The sequence below is a fragment of the Roseibium salinum genome (genome assembly GCF_026240905.1).
In the GTDB taxonomy this organism is placed as follows: domain Bacteria; phylum Pseudomonadota; class Alphaproteobacteria; order Rhizobiales; family Stappiaceae; genus Roseibium; species Roseibium salinum.
This window is the reverse complement of the sequence record NZ_JAPEVI010000001.1, coordinates 473,693-493,256: the sequence shown is the minus strand read 5'-3', so window position 1 is coordinate 493,256 and position 19,564 is coordinate 473,693. Positions and strand designations below refer to the sequence as shown.

Sequence of the window (19,564 nt, the reverse complement as noted above, 5' to 3'; positions counted from 1 at the left end):
AGCGGTATCCGGTAAGGAGGCTGGGCCGCACAAGGAGGATGACATGACGAGGCAATCGAGATTGCCGGGCGTCGTTGCGGCGGCGCTTGTGCCGCTGGCTGCGATCGCTCCGGCCACGCAGGCCCATGCACAGGCCAGGCTCGCCTGCGAACCCGCCGCGCTTTCCGAGCTTGCATTGCCGGGCACCCGCATCGTGTCGGCGCAGTCCGCTCCAGCCGATGACCAGGCAGGCCCGCACTGCATCGTGCGCGGCGCGGTCAACGAGCGGACCGGCGCCGACGGCATGCCCTACGCGATCGGCTTCGAAATGCGGCTGCCGGACGAATGGAACGGGCGATATGTCCACCAGGCCAATGGCGGCAACGACGGCAAGGTGGTGCCTGCCTACGGCGATCTCAAAGGCAACCAGCCGGACAACGCCCTGTCACGCGGCTACGCCGTCCTCTCCACCGATGCCGGCCATGACGGAGAGGCCAATCCGGACGCGGGCCTTGCCGGCGGCAACGTATTCGGCCTCGATCACCAGGCGCGCGTCGATTACGGCTACGGCGCCAACGTCGTCCTGACCCCGATCGCCAAGAACCTGATCGAGGCCTATTACGGCGACGGCCCGGAGTATTCCTACATGGTCGGCTGCTCCAACGGCGGCCGTCACGCGCTGGTCGGCGCGACCCGTCTCGCGGACGAGTTCGACGGCTTCCTCGCCGGCGCGCCCGGCTACAACCTGCCCATGGCGGCCGTGCAGCACGCCTGGGACGTGCAGAGCTTCCGCCTTGCCAATGAGGATATCCGCAAGGCTTTCAGCCCGCAGGACATGGCCGTTGTGGCAGATGGCGTTCTTGAGGCCTGCGACAGCCTCGATGGCGCCGAAGACGGCATCGTCGGCGACCTCGTTGCATGCCAGTCCGCATTTGACCTGAACAGCCTCCAATGTGCCGCCGGCGAGAGCAACCAGTGCCTCGCGGCGGAACAGGTGGAAGCGCTGTCGCGCGCCTTCGCCGGCCCCACGAACTCTGCGGGTGAGCAACTCTACACCGACTGGTCCTACGACGCCGGCATCGCTTCGGGCGACTGGCGCTTCTGGAAGCTCGAGAGCCCGATCCCGCCATGGGACCACATGCCGCTCATCGCCGTGATGGGCGCGGGCTCGCTGGCGCACGTCTTCACCACGCCGCCGAGCGAAATCGAGGGCACGCCGGAAGCGCTGCTCGACTTCCTTATCAACTTCGACTTCGACGAGGACGGAAAGAAGATCCTGGCGACCAGCGACGCGTTTCCCGCCTCGCCGATGGACGTGATGGCGCCGACCGACTGGCGCGCGCCGAAGATCGCCGAACTCCAGCAGGCCGGCGGCAAGGCGATCGTCTTCCACGGCGCCAGCGACGGCGTGTTCTCGATAAATGCGACCATCGACTGGTACGAAAGGCTCAAGGCCAATAATGGCGGCGATGTCTCCGATTTCGCGCGCTTCTACAGCGTCCCCGGCATGGCGCATTGCGACGGCGGGCCCGCGACCGACCGCTTCGACCTGTTCCAGGAACTGGTGGACTGGGTCGAAAAGGGCGAGGCGCCGGGTGCAGTCGTCGCATCTGTGCGGGCCGACAACAAGGAGCTGCCCGAGGGTTGGAGCAAGCAGCGCACCAGGCCGCTGTGCGACTGGCCGCAGGTGGCGCGCTACGACGGCTCGGGAGACATCGAAAGCGCCGACAGTTTCACCTGCCGCTAGAAGGCGCTGGCGATCGAAGGCGTAGCGGGCGCCCGCCGAGTTCGGACTTAAGGGATTCGAAACTGCCTATCTGTGAAAAATCGCGCGCATTTTGAGGGTCCCGCACGATCGCTGCGATAGTCGGCATAGCACGGGTGCGGATGCCGGTGAGTTCCCGTCCTGACCATGCATGACAGTCATGGCTCGCTTGAGAAGGAACAAGGTTCCTTCACGGCGGTTGGGGTCTGGATATTTGCGAGATGTCAACATCCGAAGCCGATCCGACGCGTGAGAGAAAGGCAGGTGCATCCATGACCCCACCCACCGGATTCAAAGACCATCGCGCCGCCAGCGCCCAGGGCGCAGCCCCGGCCAACCCGGACAGGGCGGAGCGATCGCGTTTTTCGCTCACCGTCAATGGGCAGGAGCGGACGCTTGACGTCGATCACAGGACCACGCTGCTCGACGCGCTGCGCGAGCATCTGCATCTCACGGGGACGAAGAAGGGCTGTGACCACGGCCAGTGTGGCGCCTGCACCGTTACGGTCAACGGCCGGCGCATGAACTCGTGTCTCAGCCTCGCCGTGATGCATGAGGGCGATGAAATCAGAACCATCGAAGGGATCGGTACGCCAGATAACCTCGACCCGATGCAGGCCGCCTTCCTCCAGCATGACGCCTTCCAGTGCGGTTACTGCACGCCCGGCCAGATCTGTTCGGCCAAAGCGGTGATTGAGGAAATCCGCGAGGGCATCCCCAGTCACGTGACCGGGGATCTGACCGCGGGATTAGAAATGTCGGACGCCGAAATCCGGGAACGCATGTCAGGCAACATCTGCCGGTGCGGCGCCTATTCCAACATCCTGGCAGCAATCACCGCGGTGGCGGAGGAACGGGGATGAGAGCTTTCTCTTACGAACGCGCCGCCGATCCGGCCGCTGCCGCGGCGCGGGCCGCTGAAGTTCCAGGCGCGAAGTTCATCGCCGGCGGCACCAATCTTCTCGATCTGATGAAACTGGAAATCGAGACGCCGGTTCATCTGATCGACGTGAACGGGCTCGATCTCGACAAGATTTCCGAAACGCCACAAGGCGGGCTGCGCATAGGTGCAATGGTGCGCAACACCGATCTTGCAGCTCACGAGCGTGTACGGAACGATTACGGCGTCCTGACGCGGGCACTCGTTGCCGGTGCCTCGGGCCAGTTGCGCAACAGGGCGACCACGGCCGGAAATCTGCTGCAACGCACCCGCTGTCCGTATTTCTATGACACGGCGCAAGCCTGCAACAAGCGCAACCCCGGCGCCGGCTGTGCGGCTCTTTCCAAGGGCGCTTTCTCACGCCAGCTTGGCATCGTCGGCACCTCGGATGCATGCATCGCCACCCATCCCTCGGACATGGCCGTTGCGTTGCGGGTGCTTGATGCGGTGGTCGAGACGGTTACGCCGGCGGGTACCGAGCGCCGCATTCCGCTCGAAGAGTTCCACCGCCTGCCGGGCGAGAACCCCGATCAGGAAACGGCATTGATGCCGGGAGAAATCATTACCGCGGTAAGCTTGCCGCCTCCGACCGGCGGCCGTCAGGCTTATTACAAGGTGCGCGACCGCGCGTCCTTTGCCTTTGCGCTGGTCTCGGTTGCGCTGATCCGCCAGCCCGACGGCTCCGGACAGGTGGCGCTTGGCGGCGTCGCGCCCAAGCCGTGGCGCCGGGCGGATGCCGATGCGGAACTGCCGAACGGTGCACGCGCCACGATCGCGCGACTGCTCGACGGCGCCCGACCGACTGAGGAAAACGCCTTCAAGTTAACGCTCGCCGAGCGAACGTTGGCCGCCATGCTGGCGGAGGAGTGATACGATGGAATTCAATCAACCAGCCGGGCAAAACATCTTCGACGGCGCAACGATCGTCGGCAAGCCGCACCTGCGTGTCGACGGCCCGCTGAAGGTCACGGGAACCGCGCCTTACGCCTATGAGCGCCACGATGTCGTCGACGGCCAGCTCGTCGGCTATCCGGTCGGCTCCGGCATCGCCAAGGGGAAAATCACCTCGATGGATGCGTCTGCCGCTCGTGCAGCGCCCGGTGTCGTGGCGGTGGTCACCACGCTCGAGATCGATCCCCTGCCTCTGGGAATGTCCAACGTCGCCCGGCTGTTCGGCGGCAGCGAGGTGCAGCATTATCACCAGGCGATCGCCGTGGTGGTCGCCGACAGCTTTGAACAGGCACGGGCGGCGGCCGCCCTCGTCAAGGTGAGCTACGAAGAAGAGAAATCGGATTTCGATCTGGACGCCGGGTTCCGGCGGCTTGAAGGCACCGGCGATCCCTCGGTCGACGTGGGAGACGTCGAGGCCGCCTTCCGGAACGCCGCGGCCGTCGTGGACGAGATATATCGCACGCCATCACAGTCCCACGCGATGATGGAGCCATTTGCTTCCGTGGTCGATTGGTCGGACGGCGACCGGCTGACGGTCTGGACCTCGAACCAGATGATCAGCCGGAATCGGGCCTCGCTGGCCACAACCTTCGGCATCGACGAGGAGAAGATCCGGGTGGAGAGCCCGTATGTCGGCGGCGGTTTTGGTGGCAAGCTGTCGCTGCGAGCCGACGAAGTTCTGGCCGCGCTCGGCTCACGGGCCGCCGGGCGCCCGGTCAAGTTGGCGTTGCCGCGGCCCTTCTTGATGAACAACACGACGCACCGTTCGGCTACGGTGCAACGCATCCGGCTGGCTGCAGGGGCGGACGGGAAGCTTGCCGGCATCTGGCATGAAGCCGCATCGCACACCCTTCCCGGCGGGCAGGGCGAGGATCTCGACCGGCCAGAGCAAGACCTTCTACGCAGCAGCGAACCGCCGCATCAACCATCACCCGGTCGAGATGAACCTGCCGGAGGCTGCCGACATGCGGGCGCCGGGCGAGGCGTCGGGCCTTATGGCGCTCGAAATCGCGATGGATGAGATGGCCGAGAAGCTCGGCATGGATCCGGTCCAGTTCCGGATCGTCAACGACACGCAGGTCAATCCGAGCAAGCCCGAGATGCCCTTCTCGGAGCGGCACTTCATCGAGTGTCTTAAACGCGGAGCCGAGGAATTCGGCTGGCCGGATCGCAATAGGGCGCCCGGCGGGATGCGGGAAGGCGAGTGGCTGATCGGGCATGGCATGGCAGGCGCCATGCGCGGCGGAAACACGCTCGATTCAGGCGCGCGCGTGCGCCTCAACGCAGGTCGGCTGATCGTCGAAACCGACATGACCGACATCGGGACCGGTTCCTACACGATCATCGCACAGACCGCCGCCGAAACGATGGGACTGACAATGGACGCGGTCGAGGTAAGGCTCGGCGACAGCGCCTATCCCGCCGCCTCGGGGTCGGGCGGCCAGTTCGGCGCCGCGAGCTCCACTGCCGGCGTCTATGCCGCCTGCCTCGCCCTGCAGCGCCAGATCGCAATGCATCTCGGGGTCGAGAACCCACGGTTCGAAAACGGCCAGGTTCGGGCCGGCAACACGGTCGTTTCCCTCGCCGAAGCATCGATGGAGCAGGAACTGGTCGGCGAGGACATGATGACGTTCGGCAAATTCAAGGAAGGTCTCCAGCTCGACACTTTTGCCGCGCATTTCGTCGAGGTCGGCGTCCATGCCGCCACCGGCGAAACACGTGTTCGGCGGATGCTGGCCGTGTGTGATTGCGGCCGGATCCTCAACCCGGTCACCGCACGAAGCCAGGTAATCGGCGGCATGACCATGGGCGTCGGCGCCGCCCTGTCGGAGGAATTGGCCACCGACCTCGGGCGCGGGTTCTTCGTCAACCATGATCTCGCCGGCTACGAGGTGGCGGTTCACGCCGACATCCCGCAGCAGGAAGTGATCTTTCTCGATACGGTCGACGCGGCATCAACTCCGCTCAAGGCCAAGGGCGTTGGTGAACTCGGTATCTGCGGCGTTGCAGCGGCAGTGGCCAATGCCGTCTACAACGCAACCGGGATCAGGGTGCGCGACTGTCCGATCACCCTTGACAAGATGATCGACGAGCTGCCGGCGATCTGACCGCAGCTGTCAACACCGGTCATCGACTGGACTTCACGACAAGGAGGCATTAAATTATCACTTGGTATTACTTTTTGATAAGAGGCCGCTAATGGCAACTTCTCTCAAGATCAGCGACGAACTGAAAGGTCGCGTTCAGCAGCTCGCTCGTCAGCGCCGCCGCTCGGCGCATTGGATCATGCTCGAAGCGATCCAGCAATATGTCGCGCGCGAGGAAGCCCGCGAAGATTTCCTGCGGGAAGCGCTTACGTCCTGGGCGGACTATCAGGAAACCGGTGAGCATCTGACCGGACAGGAGGTCCGCAGCTGGTTGGACAGCTGGGGCTCGGACGACGAAGAAGCGGCACCTGAGTGCCGCAGGTAATCGTGACGCAGCGTGCAGTTCGGGGATTGGAGCGCTGCAGACGTTTCTTGGCCGGCAAGTCATCCGAAGCCGCCCGGCGGGCCGGTCGGGCTATCGCGCGACAATTCCGGCTCCTGGAAACGGCCCCCAATGCCGGTAGACCGGTTCCGGATCTGCCGGAGCTGCGCGAGTTGGTGATACCGTTCGGGGACACAGGCTATGTCGCCCTATACCGTTTTGAGCCGACCAGCGACACTGTTTATGTATTGGCGTTCCGGCACCAGAAAGAGGCCGGCTACTGACCTGACCCCAAAAGGCGTCCCTTATCTCGCACAATAGCCCCTCTTGAGCTCGAAAGCCGCGCTGAGATTCAAGAAGGCGATGGATGTGCATGGTGATCTAGACATCCCATAAAAGCCTTCACACGTTTTCGGAAGTCACGGTGAGAAAACGCACCGGTTCGGTGCTCACCTCGACGGCGATCATTTCCAGCTTGCGCAGGACGGTATCGAGCGACCGGCGCGCCTGGATTTCGGGAGCCTGATCGATGACGATCGACATGATGCCGGATCGCAAATAGCCCGCGGTCCGTTCCGTCAGTTCATGGCCGACCCAGAAGATGGAATATGACACCGGCGCGATCGGCACCGTGTGGTCCAGCGCCGTCAATGCCGGCTCGATGCACGGGCAGAAGCTGCGCATCGTCGGGTCGAAAGCCAGCATCGAATGGTGGGATGAGCGGCCAAATCAGCTTTCCTACGAAATCCAGGGCGAACCGGCCCGCGTGCTGGAACGCGGGATGGGGTATCTCGCACCGCAAGCCCTGGCCGACGACCGGATCGGCGCCGGCCATCCCGAAGGCCTGTTCGAGGCCTGGGCGAATCTGTACCGGCGATTTGCGCTCGCAATGTCTGGAGAGCCGATGAGCGGCGACTTCTGGTATCCCGATATAAGGGCCGGGGTCGAAGGCGTCCGCTGGGTGGAAAACTGCGTCAGGTCCGCCGAAGCGGGCGGTGTTTGGGTCGACTACGCCTGATGGTCCGATCAGATGGCACAAAAACTTCTTGATTTCGTCAAATCACCTCAACAAAGTGTCAGTGCGATGATGGTAATATTCCAAGAGAATTGTGAATGGCCCGCCGACCGACAATTTCCGATCTCGCCAGGGAAGCAGGAGTAAGTCCGGCAACGGTTGACCGTGTCCTGAACGGGCGAGAGCGCGTGCGCCGGGAAACCGCGCAGCGCGTCTACGCCGCCGCCAACCGCATCGGCTATCACGGCGTCCGCCTGATCGAGCAGCGCCTGCAAGTGGACTTGCCGGAATGCCGCCTAGGCTTTGTCCTACAGAAGCAGCGCCAGTCCTTCTATCAATCCTTCGGTGAGCATCTGGAGAGAGCCGTGCAGGCCCTGCCGGATGTGCGCGGCCGGTTCGTTCTGGAATACTGCCCGACCCAGACCCCCTCCGATATTGCCGACATGATGCTGCAGGTCGGCCGACAAGTGGACGTTCTGGCTGCCGTGGCGGTTAACCACCAGGTGACCTCTGCGGCGGTGAACGAGTTGAAGGCGGCCGGCGTGCCGACATTCTCGCTGCTGTCGGATTTCGCCCAGGGCGAGCGGGCGAATTATGTCGGCCTCAACAATCTGAAGATGGGCCGTGTGGCGGCATCGATGCTCGCCATGGCCGTTCATGCTCCTGGAAAGATTGCGATTTTCGTGGGCGGCCACCGCTGGCACGGCCACGACCTTCGCGAAACCGGGTTCCGGACCTACTTCCGCGAGTTCCATCCCAATTTTACCGTGCTCGACACTCTGGTGAACCTGGAAACAAGACAGCTTACGCACGAGGCGACGCTTGACCTTCTCGAGCGCCATCCGGACCTGAAAGGCATCTACGTTGCCGGTGGCGGGATGGAAGGCGCGATTTCGGCGCTTCGGGAAGTGCGTGCGCCCGGTGACGTGGCGCTTGTCGTCAATGAACTGACGCCTGAGTCCCGTGCAGCCCTTTCCGACCGCTATGCGCTCATGGCGATCGGAACCCCGCTCGACGAACTCAGCCGCGATCTTGCATCGCTGATGGTGGAGTCGGTGCGCGGCTCCTCCAGTGAGGGACTGCCGGGACAGCGCTTCCTGCAACCGCGCCTCTGCCTGCCTGAATCCCTCTAGCCTGCTGAAGAGCGCTCCTTCCGCCGTTGGCCCGATCGGAGGCCGGAACGCGGCCGGATGGGCCGGTTTGGATGGAAATGATGTAAAATCGTCAAGAGTGCTTTGATGACTTCGTCATAGATGAGGTTACTTACATCATGTTCTATTGACGGGCAGGCATACATCACCGGTAATAGTCCCCAACGAATTGACGCGTCGTTTCTCAAGAGAGTGGGACGCAGGGGAAGGTAATCCGGATATGCTGCCGATCGCACTCAATCACATGACGGTGCCTAGTCTGCGATACGATGCGCTGTTCACGCTTGCCCGGAAGCTGGGCTGCATCGGCGTGGAGCTTCGCAACGATCTCGACACGCCGCTGTTCGACGGCGATGCCCCGCAGACCGTTGCCGCGACGGCCCGGCAGCACGGACTGCGGATCGTGGGATTGTCCCAGGTCTATCCATTCAACGACTGGTCGGATGCGGTGCGCGGGGAGGTACGGACCCTGATCGAAACGGCAGTGGCCTGCGGCGCCGAAACCATCAGTCTCATCCCGCGCAATGACGGCCAGGGGCTCGGAAACGGCGAGCGCCAGGCCAATCTGCGCGTCGCCCTGCGCGAGATCAAGCCGATGCTCGACGCCGCCGACATGGTCGCCCTCATCGAGCCGCTTGGCTTCATGTCCTCCTCGTTGAGGAGCAAGGCGGAAGCCGTGGAAGTGATCGAGTCGCTGCGGGCCGCGGACCGCTACAAGCTGGTGCATGACACGTTCCATCATCATCTGGCCGGCGAGGACCGGTTCTTCCCCGAATATACCGGCATCGTGCATGTCTCGGGCGTTATCGATCCGCATCTCGATGTGGCGGACATGCGGGACGGGCACCGCATTCTGGTCGATGGCCAGGACCGTCTCGGCAATGTCCGGCAATTGAATGAACTGTTTGCCGCCGGATACTCGGGACCGGTGTCCTATGAGGCCTTTTCACCGGTCGTGCACCGCTTGGCGTCGCCGGAACAGGCGCTGGCGGAGTCGATCTCGTTCATGCGGGCCGGAATGAAACAGGCCGCGGCCTGATGGTGAGTTTTCGACTCTCCGGCGAGAGGAGATCGGGATCGCTGAATGATCAAAAAACATCATTTCAGAAATTCATGTTCTGTGATCATCGGCGTTGAATGACGCGCCGCCTGGAATTGCAAGACACGCAAGTGTTCGGGGCTGTTACCAGGTTGTGTTGTTCGGAATGGGAAGGCGTTGCCGTCCCCAATCGGCCCCGCCAGGGGCAAGAGGAGTGTTGGCGGCAATCGTGCCGCTCATACGGGAGGATAAAATGAAGAAGTTCCTTATCGCAGCCGGCGTTGCATCCATGATGACAACGACAGCGATGGCCGAGACCGTCGGCGTGTCGATGGCATTGTTCGACGACAATTTCCTGACTGTGTTGCGCAACGGCATGATCGAATACGCCGACGGTCTGGAAGGCGTCGATATCCAGGTGGAGGACGCGCAGAACGACGTCGGCAAGCAGCTCAACCAGATCCAGAACTTTATCGCGTCCGGCGTCGATGCAATCGTGGTCAACCCGGTCGACACGGATGCGACCATCGCCATGACCCAGGCCGCCGCGAATGCAGGCGTTCCGCTGGTCTATGTCAACCGGGAGCCGGTGAACGTCGACGATCTTCCGGACAACCAGTCCTTCGTGGCTTCGGACGAGCGCGAATCCGGCACCCTGGAAACCCAGGAAATCTGCCGCCTCCTCAAGGAGCAGGGCAAGGGCGAAGGTGCCAAGATCGTCGTGATGATGGGCGAACTCTCCAACCAGGCCGCGCGGATGCGCACCCAGGACGTTCATGACGTCATTGCCACGGACGAGTGCTCCTTCATGGAAATCGTCGAAGAGCAGACCGCCAACTGGTCCCGCACGGAAGGTGCCGACCTGATGACCAACTGGCTCTCCGCAGGCCTCGAGTTCGATGCTGTCGTCGCCAACAATGACGAAATGGCCATCGGTGCCATTCAGGCCATGAAGTCGGCCGGTATTTCAATGGACGAGATGCTGATCGGCGGCGTGGACGCGACCCAGGACGCGCTGGCTGCCATGCAGGCCGGTGACCTGGACGTCACCGTGTTCCAGGATGCGGCCGGCCAGGGGCAGGGGGCCGTCGATGCCGCTCTTCGCCTCGCCAAGGGCGAAGAGGTCGAGCAGAAGGTCTACGTGCCGTTCCAGCTGGTTACACCGGAAAACATCGACAAGTTCCTCAGCAAGAACTGATCTCGCTGGCTACGAAACGGTGGGGAGCGGCGCAGGCCGCTCTCCGTCACAAGCGGTGTCGACCGCATAAATCAGGAGGAGGATGAGATGGTTGAGGTGGCTACCGGGACAGCTATGGATTTGCCCAAGCCGAGGAAACGGCACTGGCCGACCGAACTCAACGCGCTGTTGGGGCTGGTCGGCATCGCCCTGATCTTCGAGGTACTGGGCTGGATTTTCCAGGGGCAGAGTTTCCTTCTCAACCCCCAGCGCCTGTCGATCATGATCCTGCAGGTGGCGACCATCGGGATCATTGCCGTGGGCGTGACGCAGGTGATCATCTCCGGCGGCATCGATCTTTCCTCCGGCTCCGTCGCGGGTGCGACGGCTATGATCGCAATGAGTTTCGCGCAGGTGTCGACTTATCCACGTGCCGTGTTCATCGAACAGGGCTGGGTGGACCTGCCGGTCATCATTCCGCTCGCCGTCGGGATTCTCTGCGGGCTGACCGCGGGTCTCATCAACGGACTTCTCATCGCCTATACCAAAATCCCTCCGTTCATCGCCACGCTCGGCATGATGGTGACGGCACGCGGTGTGGCCAAGTGGTACACGAAGGGCCAGCCGGTTTCCTTCCCCACCGACAGTTTCGCCGCAATCGGCAAGGGCATGATGCCGGTCATTATCTTCCTGGGGCTGGCGGTGCTGTTCTATCTGATCCTGCGGTTCACGGTTTACGGCAAGCATACCTATGCGATCGGCTCCAATCCGGATGCCGCGCGCATGTCGGGTATCAATGTCGAACGTCATCTGGTGCTGGTTTATTCGGTCGCGGGCGTCTTGGCGGGGATTGCCGGCATGGTGCTGGCCGCGCGCGGCCTGACGGCCCAGGCCGGAATGGGCATCATGTACGAGCTCGACGCCATCGCGATGACGGTGATCGGCGGCGTCAGTCTTGCCGGCGGCCGGGGATCGATTGTCGGAACGGCCATAGGCATGCTGATTTTCGGCGTGATCATCTCGGGCTTCACCTTTCTCAGGATCGACGCCTACTACCAGGAAATCATCAAGGGCATGATCATCGTTGCAGCCGTCGTTGCGGATGTCTGGCGGCAGAAGCGCCGTGCCTTGGAAGACTAGGACTTGGGAAGGAGAGAACTGATGGATTCCGATATCATTCTGAAGACCGAGGGCCTGACCAAGCACTATGGTGGTCTGCATGCGCTCGAGGACGCCGACTTCGAGCTCCGCGCCGGCGAACATATCGCGGTTGTCGGGGACAACGGAGCAGGAAAGTCGACCTTCGTTCGCCAGATCACCGGCGTCGAGCAGCGCACGCGCGGCAAGGTCTGGTTCGACGGGAAGGAAGTCGAATTCACCGGGCCGCTGGAAGCCCGCGAGGCCGGCATCGAAACCGTGTACCAGAACCTCGCCCTGGCCGACGAACTCGATGTTCCTTCCAACCTGTTCCTGGGCCGTGAAAAGATCCTGTTCAATCTCGGGCCTTTCTCGATCCTGAACCGCCGGGCCATGCGACAGGCGACGGAGGAGGGCCTGAAGCGCACGGGCGTCAAGATCCAGAACCTGGACGTCTCCATCCGCAACATGTCGGGTGGCCAGCGGCAGTGCGTGGCGATCGCCCGCTCGGCGACCTTCGCCAGCAAGCTGATCATCATGGATGAGCCGACCGCGGCCCTCGGCGTGCAGGAGACCGCGCAGGTTGAAAACATCATCCGCAACCTGAAGGAACAGGGCATTCCGCTGATCCTGGTCAGTCACAACCTGCGCCAGGTCTTCGATCTGGTCGACCGGATCGTCGTTTTCCGCAGAGGGCGGATCGCGGCCTCCCTGAATGCCAAGGAAGTCGATGGCAATGATGTCGTTGCCTACATCACCGGGGTGAAGGGAACAAGCAAAGAGGAAAGTGCGGCTTTCGCTTGAAGAAACCGGTCGGCTCGCGGCGGGTCCATGGATGCTTTCTGCAGCAGAGCATCTGGCCTTGTCTCCCAGGGATCCGCCTCGTCTCCTCCCAGCCGGCCATGGCGCCGGTGCGTGACACTCCCTGCCACGCACCGGTCGCCGGAACGGCGGCGGAACAGAGATGCTGACCGCCGTTCGGAAGGTGTTGCCGGTGGATCGGCCACCGGTGCAGGAACCGTAGATCAGCCTGCCTTTATGGACGCGCATCCAACGGCGGAAAACTGATTGATTCTAACATGTTGGAGCATCTCGTCTGCGTTCGTATGACCGCAGGATGCTCCTGCGCATGCCCGGACGACGGGATGCATATTCAAAGCGAAAGTCTGGAGTCGAGGAGCATCCGATGCACAAACCACTCGATGTCATCACGATCGGCCGGTCCTCGGTCGATCTCTACGGGGCGCAGGTGGGCGGCCGGCTGGAGGACATGGGATCCTTCAACAAGTATATCGGCGGCTCGCCCACCAACATGGCCTGCGGCACCGCCCGCCTTGGCCTCAGGTCCGGGCTGATCACGCGGGTGGGCAACGAGCATATGGGCCGCTTCATCCGCGAGGAGCTGGAGCGGCACGGTGTGGCGACCGACGGGGTCGTCACCGATGCGGAGCGCCTGACCGCCCTCGTCCTGCTCGGCATCCGCGACCAGGAACAGTTCCCGCTGATCTTCTATCGCGAGAACTGCGCCGACATGGCGCTGTGCGAGGAGGACATCGATCCGGACTTCATCGCCTCGGCGAAGGCGGTGGTTGCCACCGGCACCCATCTGTCCCATCCGCGCACCGAAGCGGCCGTCCTGAAGGCCCTGCATCTTGCCCGCGAAAGCGGCGGCCGGACGGCGCTCGACATCGACTACCGGCCGAACCTGTGGGGGCTTGCCGGCCATGATGCGGGCGAAAGCCGGTTCATCGCCTCCGACCAGGTGACGGCAAAGCTGCAGTCCAGCCTGCATCTCTTCGACCTGATCGTCGGCACGGAGGAGGAGTTCCACATTGCCGGCGGCACCACCGACACGGTTGAGGCGCTGAGGAACGTCCGGAAGGTCTCCGCGGCGGTGCTGGTGTGCAAGCGCGGCCCGATGGGCGCCGCCGCATTCGAGGCGGACATTCCGGACAGCCTGGACGAGGGCATCTCCGGCCCCGGGTTTCCGATCGAGGTGTTCAACGTGCTGGGCGCGGGCGACGGTTTCATGTCGGGCCTCTTGAAGGGCTGGATTACCGGTGAGGACTGGGTGACCAGCCTCACCTATGCCAATGCCTGCGGCGCCTTCGCGGTGTCGCGCCACGGCTGCACCCCGGCCTATCCGAGCTGGGAGGAGCTGCAGTTCTTCCTGAAACGCGGCATTGAGCGCAAGGACCTGCGCAACGACCCGGCGCTGGAACAGATCCACTGGTCCACCAACCGGCACCGCACCCATGGCGGTGACTGGTCGACCCTCAGGACTTTCGCCTTCGATCATCGCGTTCAATTTGAGGAGATGAGCGGCTACACGCCAGAGAAGGCTGGCGCTTTCAAGAAGCTCTGTCTTCAAGCGACTCTGGACGTCTCCGAGAAGCAGCCGGGCTACGGCATTCTCTGCGATTTGCGCCTTGGTCGCGAGGCGCTTTACGAGGCGACGGGCAATGGCTTGTGGATAGGCAATACGGTCGAATGGCCAAAATCGCGTCCGCTACAGGTGGAGCCTTTACTTGGCCCCGATTTCGGCGGCCTGGCCGAATGGCCGGTGGAGCATGTCATCAAGGTTCTGTGCTTCTGCCATCCGGACGATGAAGAAGCGATGTGGGAAGACCAGCTGTCTACAGTCGAACGACTGTTTCATGCTGGCCGCCGGCAACGCCTGGAATTCTTACTGGAGGTGATCGCATCCAAAGTCGGTCCCGTGGATGAGGATACGGCGCCAAAGATGATCCAGCGGTTCTACGATCGCGGCATCTACCCGGACTGGTGGAAACTCGAACCGTTCCAGACAGAGACGGCCTGGGAAAGGGTCTGCGCAACCATCAATCGCAACGACCCGCATACGCGCGGGATAGTCATCCTGGGTCTGGACGCTCCGGAATGGGAACTGGCGGCAAGCTTCGAGATCGCCGCCCGCTTCGATCTGGTCAAGGGCTTTGCCATAGGCCGGACAATCTTCGCCGATGCGGCACGGGCCTGGATGAAAGGCGAGATGAGCGACAAGGTCGCTGTTGCACACATGGCCGAGCGATTCAGGCGGCTCTGCGGTATCTGGGACAACGCGCGCGCAGCTGCCCGGGCGGCTGCGTAAGGAGACGAGATCATGAGCGCAACCATCCGTCTCACGGCCGCCCAGGCCATGGTCAAATGGCTTTCGGTGCAGATGACCGAGGATAATGAACGGTTCATCGAGGGCATGTGGGCGATCTTCGGCCATGGCAACGTGGCCGGCATTGGCGAAGCGCTGCACGCTGCCAGGGACACCTTCCCGACCTGGCGCGGCCAGAACGAACAAACCATGGCCCATGCGGCCATCGCCTATGCGAAAACGATGAAGCGCCGCAGGGCCCATGCGGTCACCTCGTCCATCGGACCGGGGTCGACCAATATGGTGACGGCGGCGGCGCTGGCGCATGTCAACCGGCTGCCGCTGCTGATGGTCTGCGGCGATGTCTTTGCCAGCCGCCGCCCGGATCCGGTCCTGCAGCAGGTCGAGGATTTCGACGACGGCACCGTCTCGGCCAATGATGCCTTCCGGCCGGTGGTGCGCTATTTCGATCGGATCACCCGGCCCGAACATCTGCTCACATGTCTGCCGCGGGCGTTGTCCGTCATGACTGATCCGGCCAATTGCGGCCCGGTATGCCTTGCCTTCTGCCAGGACACTCAGGCCGAGGCCTTCGATTATCCGGAGAGCTTTTTTGCGCCGAAGGTCTGGCGCATCCGCCGACCGGAACCGGACACCCGCGAAGTACAGGATGTGGTCGAGGCGATCAGCGTAGCAAAACATCCGCTGATCGTCGCGGGCGGCGGTGTGCTCTATTCCGGGGCCGAGGACGCGCTGGCGGCGTTTGCGTCGAAGCACAACATTCCCTTTGTCGAGACCCAGGCGGGCAAGGGCGGGCTATCTTTCGAAAATACCCGCAATTTCGGTTCGCCCGGCGTGACCGGCTCGGCCTGTGCCAATGCGCTCTGCGCGGATGCGGACCTGATCATCGGGGTGGGCACGCGGTTCCAGGACTTCACCACCGGCTCCTGGACCGTCTTCGCCAATCCGGACCGCCGTCTCGTCTCGATCAACCTTCATCCCTATGACGCCGGCAAGCACAATGCAGTCCCCGTCGTGGGCGATGCCAGGGTGACCCTGGAAATGGTTTCCGAAGGCCTCGGCGCAATCCGCTTCAACTGGCACAGCCCGGCAGCGCGGACAAGCTGGCACGAGACCGTGAGGTCGGTGACGGCTTCTCCCAACCGCGACGGATTGCCGAGCGATGCCCAGGTGATCGGCGCGGTCCAGCGGGTCTCTCAGGGCAACACCGTCGCCATGTGTGCCGCCGGCACCATGCCGGGGGCACTGCAGGTGCTGTGGCTCGCGGCCAGGGGCGGCTATCACATGGAATACGGCTATTCCTGCATGGGCTATGAGGTGGCTGGCGCCCTCGGCATCAAGCTTGCCGCTCCAGAAAAGGAGGTCATCTGCTTCGTCGGCGACGGCTCCTACATGATGGCCAATTCGGAACTCGCCACCGCCGTCATGCGCAAGGTGCCGTTCACCGTCGTTCTCACGGACAACCGCGGCTACGGCTGCATCAACCGGCTGCAGATCGAATGCGGCGGGGCGGAATTCAACAACATGTACAAGGATTCCAACGTGGAGGTGCAGCCGGAGATCGATTTCGTCGCCCATGCGCGCGCCATTGGCGCCCATGCGGTGAAGGCCGCCGGCATCGCCGACCTGGAGGCGCAGATCATCGAGGCCCGCGGCCGCGACATCCCTTCGGTCATTGTCATCGACACGGAGGCCGTTTCCAGTACAGGCGCGGGCGGCCACTGGTGGGATGTCGCCGTGCCCCAGGCCGGCGGACCGGAGCGGCTGGAACAGGCGCGCGAACGCTACAACGCCAATGCCGCCAAACAACGCGCTTTTGACTGACCCTTCAAGGACGACCGAGATGATCCTCTACGGCACCAATCCGATAGCCTGGGCGAACGACGATGATCAGACGATCGGCGCCCATATTCCGACCGAGCAGATCCTGCGCGAAGCGTCGGCGATCGGTTTCGACGGAATGGAAAACGGCCACCGCTGGCCCGACGATCCGCAAGAGCTAGGAGACTTGCTGGGAAGTCATGGACTGAAGTTCATTTCCGGCTGGTATTCGCTGAACCTCCTCACGCAGAGCGTGGACGCGGAAAAGAAGGCTATCCAGAAGCACCTGGACAAGCTCAAGCACAATGGCTGCACGGTCTGCATCGCCTGCGAATGTTCCAACACGGTGCACGGCAATGGCGACATCCCGCTTGCGAGCCGGCCGGTCCTCGACGGGGGCGGATGGGACCGGTTCTCCAGGGCACTGACCGAGGTTGCCGAGTTCACGGCGGAGCAGGGCATTGCGCTGGTCTACCACCATCACATGGGCACGATCATTCAGAGCGAGGAAGAGATCGACCGGCTGATGGAAACGACCGGTCCGGCGGTGAAGCTGCTGCTCGATACCGGCCACTGCTGGTATGGCGGCGGCGACCCGGAAGTGGTTGCGCGCAAGCATATGGCCCGGGTAGGGCATATCCACGCCAAGAACGTCCGCCCGGCAGTCACCACACGGGTCTGGCATGACCGGATGTCCTTCCTCGACGGTGTGCGCGCCGGCAGCTTCACCGTGCCCGGCGATATCGAAGGCGCGGTCGACTTCGTGCCCGTGCTGAAGATCGCCGCCGAACATGGCTATTCCGGCTGGCTCGTCATCGAGGCCGAGCAGGATCCGGAGCGCTACAACCCGCTCGAGTATCAAAGCCTTGGCCTGAAATCCCTGAAAGAGATGGCCCGGCGCGCCGGGCTGGACACCACACTCGCCCCGGCATGAGTCACGACGACATTCAAGACCGACCCGGCCGGCAATCAACTGGTGGTCTATCGGGCCACCGCTTTCCAAGTTCCGGAGGACAAAGATGAAAATCGCCCTCGACCCCTATATGCACCGCCACTTGAGCCTTGAGGACCTGCCCGCAAAGGTGAGGGAACTCGGCTACGACTGGATCGAGCTTTCCCCACGCGGAGATTTCCTCGAATGGTTCAAGGCGCCCCGCGTCTTCCCCGAGCGCATCAAGAGTTTCAGGAAGGCGCTCTCCGACGCGAATGTGGGCATTGCCACCTTGCTGCCGATGTACCGTTGGGCCTCAAACGACGAGGAAGAGCGCAAGGCGGCCGTCCGGCACTGGAAGCGAGCCATCGAGATCGCGGTCGAGATGGGCGTCGACACGATGAATTCCGAATTCGGCCGCGGTCCGCACCCGGACAAGGGCACCTGCTATTGCTGCCACACCGGGTCGATGATCGAGGCCTGCGAGGATGCCTGGTGGCGGTCCATGGAAGAACTGGTGCCGATCCTCGAAAAGGAAGGCATCAATCTTCACATCGAACCGCACCCGGAAGACTGGGTCGAGACCCTGCAGCCATCGGTGGACCTGATCCGCACGGTGAATTCCCCCGTGTGAAATTCCTCTATTGCACGCCGCACACCTTCTATTTCGGCGACGACACGGTTGCGATGCTGAAGGAATGCGCTGATGTCCTGGCGCATGTCCATATTGCCGACACGTTCAATCACAAGGGAAGTTCGGGTCTTCGCTACATCGTCAACCCTCCTGGCTCGACCGCGCGCGTGCACCAGCATTTGAACATCGGCCAGGGCGAGGTTCCGTGGGACGACTTCTACCGCACGCTCGCGGAAATCGGCTTCGACGGGATCATGACCGCATGCGTGTTCGCGTGGGAAGAAAAGGCCGACGAGTCCGGCAAGTTCATGCGCAGCGAAATGCAGCGCTACGTCGACAAGTACTTCAAACAGTAACGACTGCCAGCTTTTTTGCTGCATCAGGAGAATACGAGATGTCACTCAGGATCGGTGTCATCGGCACCGGAATGATCGGCCAGGACCATATCCGCCGCATTACGCACGTGCTGCCCAATTGCGAAGTCACCGCCGTTACCGATGTGGACCGCGCCCGGGCGGAATCGGCCGCGGCAATGACGCCAAATGCGGCAGTCTATGACGCCGCCGCCCCGCTGATCGCTGCCGACAATGTCGATGCGGTTCTCATCGCGTCCTGGGGCCCCGCCCATGAAGAGGCCATCCTGCCGGCGCTGGACGCGGGCAAGCCGATCTTCTGCGAAAAGCCGCTGGCCACCACACAGGACGCCTGTCTGCGCATTATAGATGCGGAGGTCGCAACCGGCCGGCGCCTGATCCAGGTCGGTTTCATGCGCCGTTACGATGCGGCCTACAAGGCCCTCAAGGCGACCGTCGACAGTGGTGAGATCGGTGCTCCGCTGCTGTTCCACAGCGTCCACCGCAACGCCTCGGTGCCCAAGGGGCTTTACACCTCCGACATGGCCGTCAGCGACACGATGGTGCATGACATCGACGTTTCGCGCTGGCTGCTGGACGACGAGGTTGCGCGGGTGCGGGTGACGGCTGCCAAACCGAATTCGCTTGGCGAAGATCTGCGGGACCCGATCTTCGCGGTCATGGAAATGCGCGGCGGGGCGCTGGCAACGGTCGAGGTGTCGGTCAATATCGGCTATGGCTATGACATTCGCGGCGAAATCTCCGCCGAAAAGGGCGCGGCGTCGCTTGGCGAAAGCAATCCGATTCTCGTCAAGACCTCGGAAAAATTCTCCGGACGCGTGCCGGCGGATTGGCGCGAGCGTTTCATTGCCGCTTATGATGCGGAGATCGCCGAATGGGTGATCGCCGCCTCGAAGGGAGGCGCCACCGGGCCAAGCGCGTGGGACGGCTATGCCATCACCGCGGTTTCCGACGCAGCCCTGAAAGCGGCGAATACAGGGGAGGCGGCCGACGTCACTCTTGTCGATCGACCCGCCCTTTACGGCAACTGACGACGCTTGATGCAGTCCTGACG

14 protein-coding genes and 4 pseudogenes are annotated in these 19,564 nt (G+C 62.9%); 17 read left to right on the top strand and 1 reads right to left on the bottom strand.

What is annotated here, in order from left to right; all coding sequences use genetic code 11:
* Window positions 1-43 precede the first annotated feature (43 nt).
* The 6 genes and pseudogenes from ON753_RS02165 (at window position 44) to ON753_RS02140 (ending at window position 6,388) form a co-directional block, all read left to right on the top strand.
* The gene (locus ON753_RS02165; protein WP_265960906.1) at window positions 44-1,726 is read left to right on the top strand and encodes a tannase/feruloyl esterase family alpha/beta hydrolase; all 1,683 of its coding nucleotides are present in this window, start codon (window positions 44-46) and stop codon (window positions 1,724-1,726) included.
* 290 nt (window positions 1,727-2,016) lie between these two features.
* Complete coding sequence (gene paoA, locus ON753_RS02160) at window positions 2,017-2,607, top strand: aldehyde dehydrogenase iron-sulfur subunit PaoA (RefSeq protein ID WP_265960905.1); 591 nt, start codon at window positions 2,017-2,019, stop codon at window positions 2,605-2,607.
* Entirely contained in the window at window positions 2,604-3,554 is a 951-nt protein-coding gene (locus tag ON753_RS02155; RefSeq protein WP_265960904.1) for an FAD binding domain-containing protein, read from the top strand. Before paoA ends, ON753_RS02155 begins: the two co-directional genes overlap by 4 nt.
* Window positions 3,555-3,558: 4 nt before the next feature.
* Window positions 3,559-5,743, top strand: a pseudogene (gene paoC, locus ON753_RS02150) (aldehyde oxidoreductase molybdenum-binding subunit PaoC).
* A 91-nt stretch (window positions 5,744-5,834) separates the two neighbouring features.
* The gene (locus ON753_RS02145) at window positions 5,835-6,107 is read left to right on the top strand and encodes a CopG family ribbon-helix-helix protein (RefSeq protein ID WP_265960903.1); all 273 of its coding nucleotides are present in this window, start codon (window positions 5,835-5,837) and stop codon (window positions 6,105-6,107) included.
* A complete protein-coding gene (locus ON753_RS02140; protein WP_470424744.1) occupies window positions 6,095-6,388 on the top strand; it encodes a type II toxin-antitoxin system RelE/ParE family toxin in 294 nt (97 codons plus the stop codon). The genes ON753_RS02145 and ON753_RS02140 overlap by 13 nt, the downstream gene beginning before the upstream one ends.
* Before the next feature lie 118 nt (window positions 6,389-6,506).
* Here the strand turns inward: ON753_RS02140 and ON753_RS02135 are convergent.
* Window positions 6,507-6,704, bottom strand: a pseudogene (locus ON753_RS02135) (LacI family transcriptional regulator); the annotation flags it as partial.
* A gap of 1 nt (window position 6,705) precedes the next feature.
* On the opposite strand from ON753_RS02135, the pseudogene ON753_RS02130 reads away from it, so the two are divergent.
* The 11 genes and pseudogenes from ON753_RS02130 to ON753_RS02080 form a co-directional block, all read left to right on the top strand.
* Window positions 6,706-7,122: pseudogene (locus ON753_RS02130) on the top strand (Gfo/Idh/MocA family oxidoreductase); the annotation flags it as partial.
* A gap of 95 nt (window positions 7,123-7,217) precedes the next feature.
* Window positions 7,218-8,252 carry a LacI family DNA-binding transcriptional regulator gene (locus tag ON753_RS02125; protein ID WP_265960902.1) on the top strand — a complete coding sequence of 345 codons (1,035 nt, stop codon included), beginning with the start codon at window positions 7,218-7,220 and terminating at the stop codon, window positions 8,250-8,252.
* A 238-nt stretch (window positions 8,253-8,490) separates the two neighbouring features.
* Window positions 8,491-9,309 carry a TIM barrel protein gene (locus ON753_RS02120; RefSeq protein WP_265960901.1) on the top strand — a complete coding sequence of 273 codons (819 nt, stop codon included), beginning with the start codon at window positions 8,491-8,493 and terminating at the stop codon, window positions 9,307-9,309.
* Window positions 9,310-9,562: 253 nt separating this feature from the next.
* The gene (locus ON753_RS02115) at window positions 9,563-10,507 is read left to right on the top strand and encodes a sugar ABC transporter substrate-binding protein (protein WP_265960900.1); all 945 of its coding nucleotides are present in this window, start codon (window positions 9,563-9,565) and stop codon (window positions 10,505-10,507) included.
* A gap of 87 nt (window positions 10,508-10,594) precedes the next feature.
* Window positions 10,595-11,626: an ABC transporter permease gene (locus tag ON753_RS02110; RefSeq protein ID WP_377047292.1), complete on the top strand. Its 1,032-nt coding sequence runs from the start codon at window positions 10,595-10,597 to the stop codon at window positions 11,624-11,626.
* 21 nt (window positions 11,627-11,647) lie between these two features.
* Entirely contained in the window at window positions 11,648-12,427 is a 780-nt protein-coding gene (locus ON753_RS02105) for an ATP-binding cassette domain-containing protein (RefSeq protein WP_265960899.1), read from the top strand.
* A 382-nt stretch (window positions 12,428-12,809) separates the two neighbouring features.
* On the top strand, window positions 12,810-14,732 hold the full coding sequence (locus ON753_RS02100) for a bifunctional 5-dehydro-2-deoxygluconokinase/5-dehydro-2-deoxyphosphogluconate aldolase (protein ID WP_265960898.1): 1,923 nt from the start codon (window positions 12,810-12,812) through the stop codon (window positions 14,730-14,732).
* Window positions 14,733-14,744: 12 nt separating this feature from the next.
* The gene (gene iolD, locus ON753_RS02095) at window positions 14,745-16,574 is read left to right on the top strand and encodes a 3D-(3,5/4)-trihydroxycyclohexane-1,2-dione acylhydrolase (decyclizing) (RefSeq protein WP_265960897.1); all 1,830 of its coding nucleotides are present in this window, start codon (window positions 14,745-14,747) and stop codon (window positions 16,572-16,574) included.
* A gap of 19 nt (window positions 16,575-16,593) precedes the next feature.
* Entirely contained in the window at window positions 16,594-17,505 is a 912-nt protein-coding gene (iolE, locus tag ON753_RS02090; RefSeq protein ID WP_265960895.1) for a myo-inosose-2 dehydratase, read from the top strand.
* An 85-nt stretch (window positions 17,506-17,590) separates the two neighbouring features.
* Window positions 17,591-18,492: pseudogene (locus tag ON753_RS02085) on the top strand (sugar phosphate isomerase/epimerase family protein).
* A gap of 38 nt (window positions 18,493-18,530) precedes the next feature.
* Entirely contained in the window at window positions 18,531-19,541 is a 1,011-nt protein-coding gene (locus tag ON753_RS02080; protein ID WP_265960894.1) for a Gfo/Idh/MocA family oxidoreductase, read from the top strand.
* Window positions 19,542-19,564: the final 23 nt, after the last annotated feature.

Excerpts from the sequence above, each read along its gene's own strand:
- ON753_RS02165 (WP_265960906.1), top strand. The coding sequence starts at position 44 with ATGACGAGGCAATCGAGATTGCCGGGCGTCGTTGCGGCGGCGCTTGTG.
- paoA (WP_265960905.1), top strand. The coding sequence starts at position 2,017 with ATGACCCCACCCACCGGATTCAAAGACCATCGCGCCGCCAGCGCCCAG.
- ON753_RS02155 (WP_265960904.1), top strand. The coding sequence starts at position 2,604 with ATGAGAGCTTTCTCTTACGAACGCGCCGCCGATCCGGCCGCTGCCGCG.
- ON753_RS02145 (WP_265960903.1), top strand. The coding sequence starts at position 5,835 with ATGGCAACTTCTCTCAAGATCAGCGACGAACTGAAAGGTCGCGTTCAG.
- ON753_RS02125 (WP_265960902.1), top strand. The coding sequence starts at position 7,218 with ATGGCCCGCCGACCGACAATTTCCGATCTCGCCAGGGAAGCAGGAGTA.
- ON753_RS02120 (WP_265960901.1), top strand. The coding sequence starts at position 8,491 with ATGCTGCCGATCGCACTCAATCACATGACGGTGCCTAGTCTGCGATAC.
- ON753_RS02115 (WP_265960900.1), top strand. The coding sequence starts at position 9,563 with ATGAAGAAGTTCCTTATCGCAGCCGGCGTTGCATCCATGATGACAACG.
- ON753_RS02110 (WP_377047292.1), top strand. The coding sequence starts at position 10,595 with ATGGTTGAGGTGGCTACCGGGACAGCTATGGATTTGCCCAAGCCGAGG.
- ON753_RS02105 (WP_265960899.1), top strand. The coding sequence starts at position 11,648 with ATGGATTCCGATATCATTCTGAAGACCGAGGGCCTGACCAAGCACTAT.
- ON753_RS02100 (WP_265960898.1), top strand. The coding sequence starts at position 12,810 with ATGCACAAACCACTCGATGTCATCACGATCGGCCGGTCCTCGGTCGAT.
- iolD (WP_265960897.1), top strand. The coding sequence starts at position 14,745 with ATGAGCGCAACCATCCGTCTCACGGCCGCCCAGGCCATGGTCAAATGG.
- iolE (WP_265960895.1), top strand. The coding sequence starts at position 16,594 with ATGATCCTCTACGGCACCAATCCGATAGCCTGGGCGAACGACGATGAT.
- ON753_RS02080 (WP_265960894.1), top strand. The coding sequence starts at position 18,531 with ATGTCACTCAGGATCGGTGTCATCGGCACCGGAATGATCGGCCAGGAC.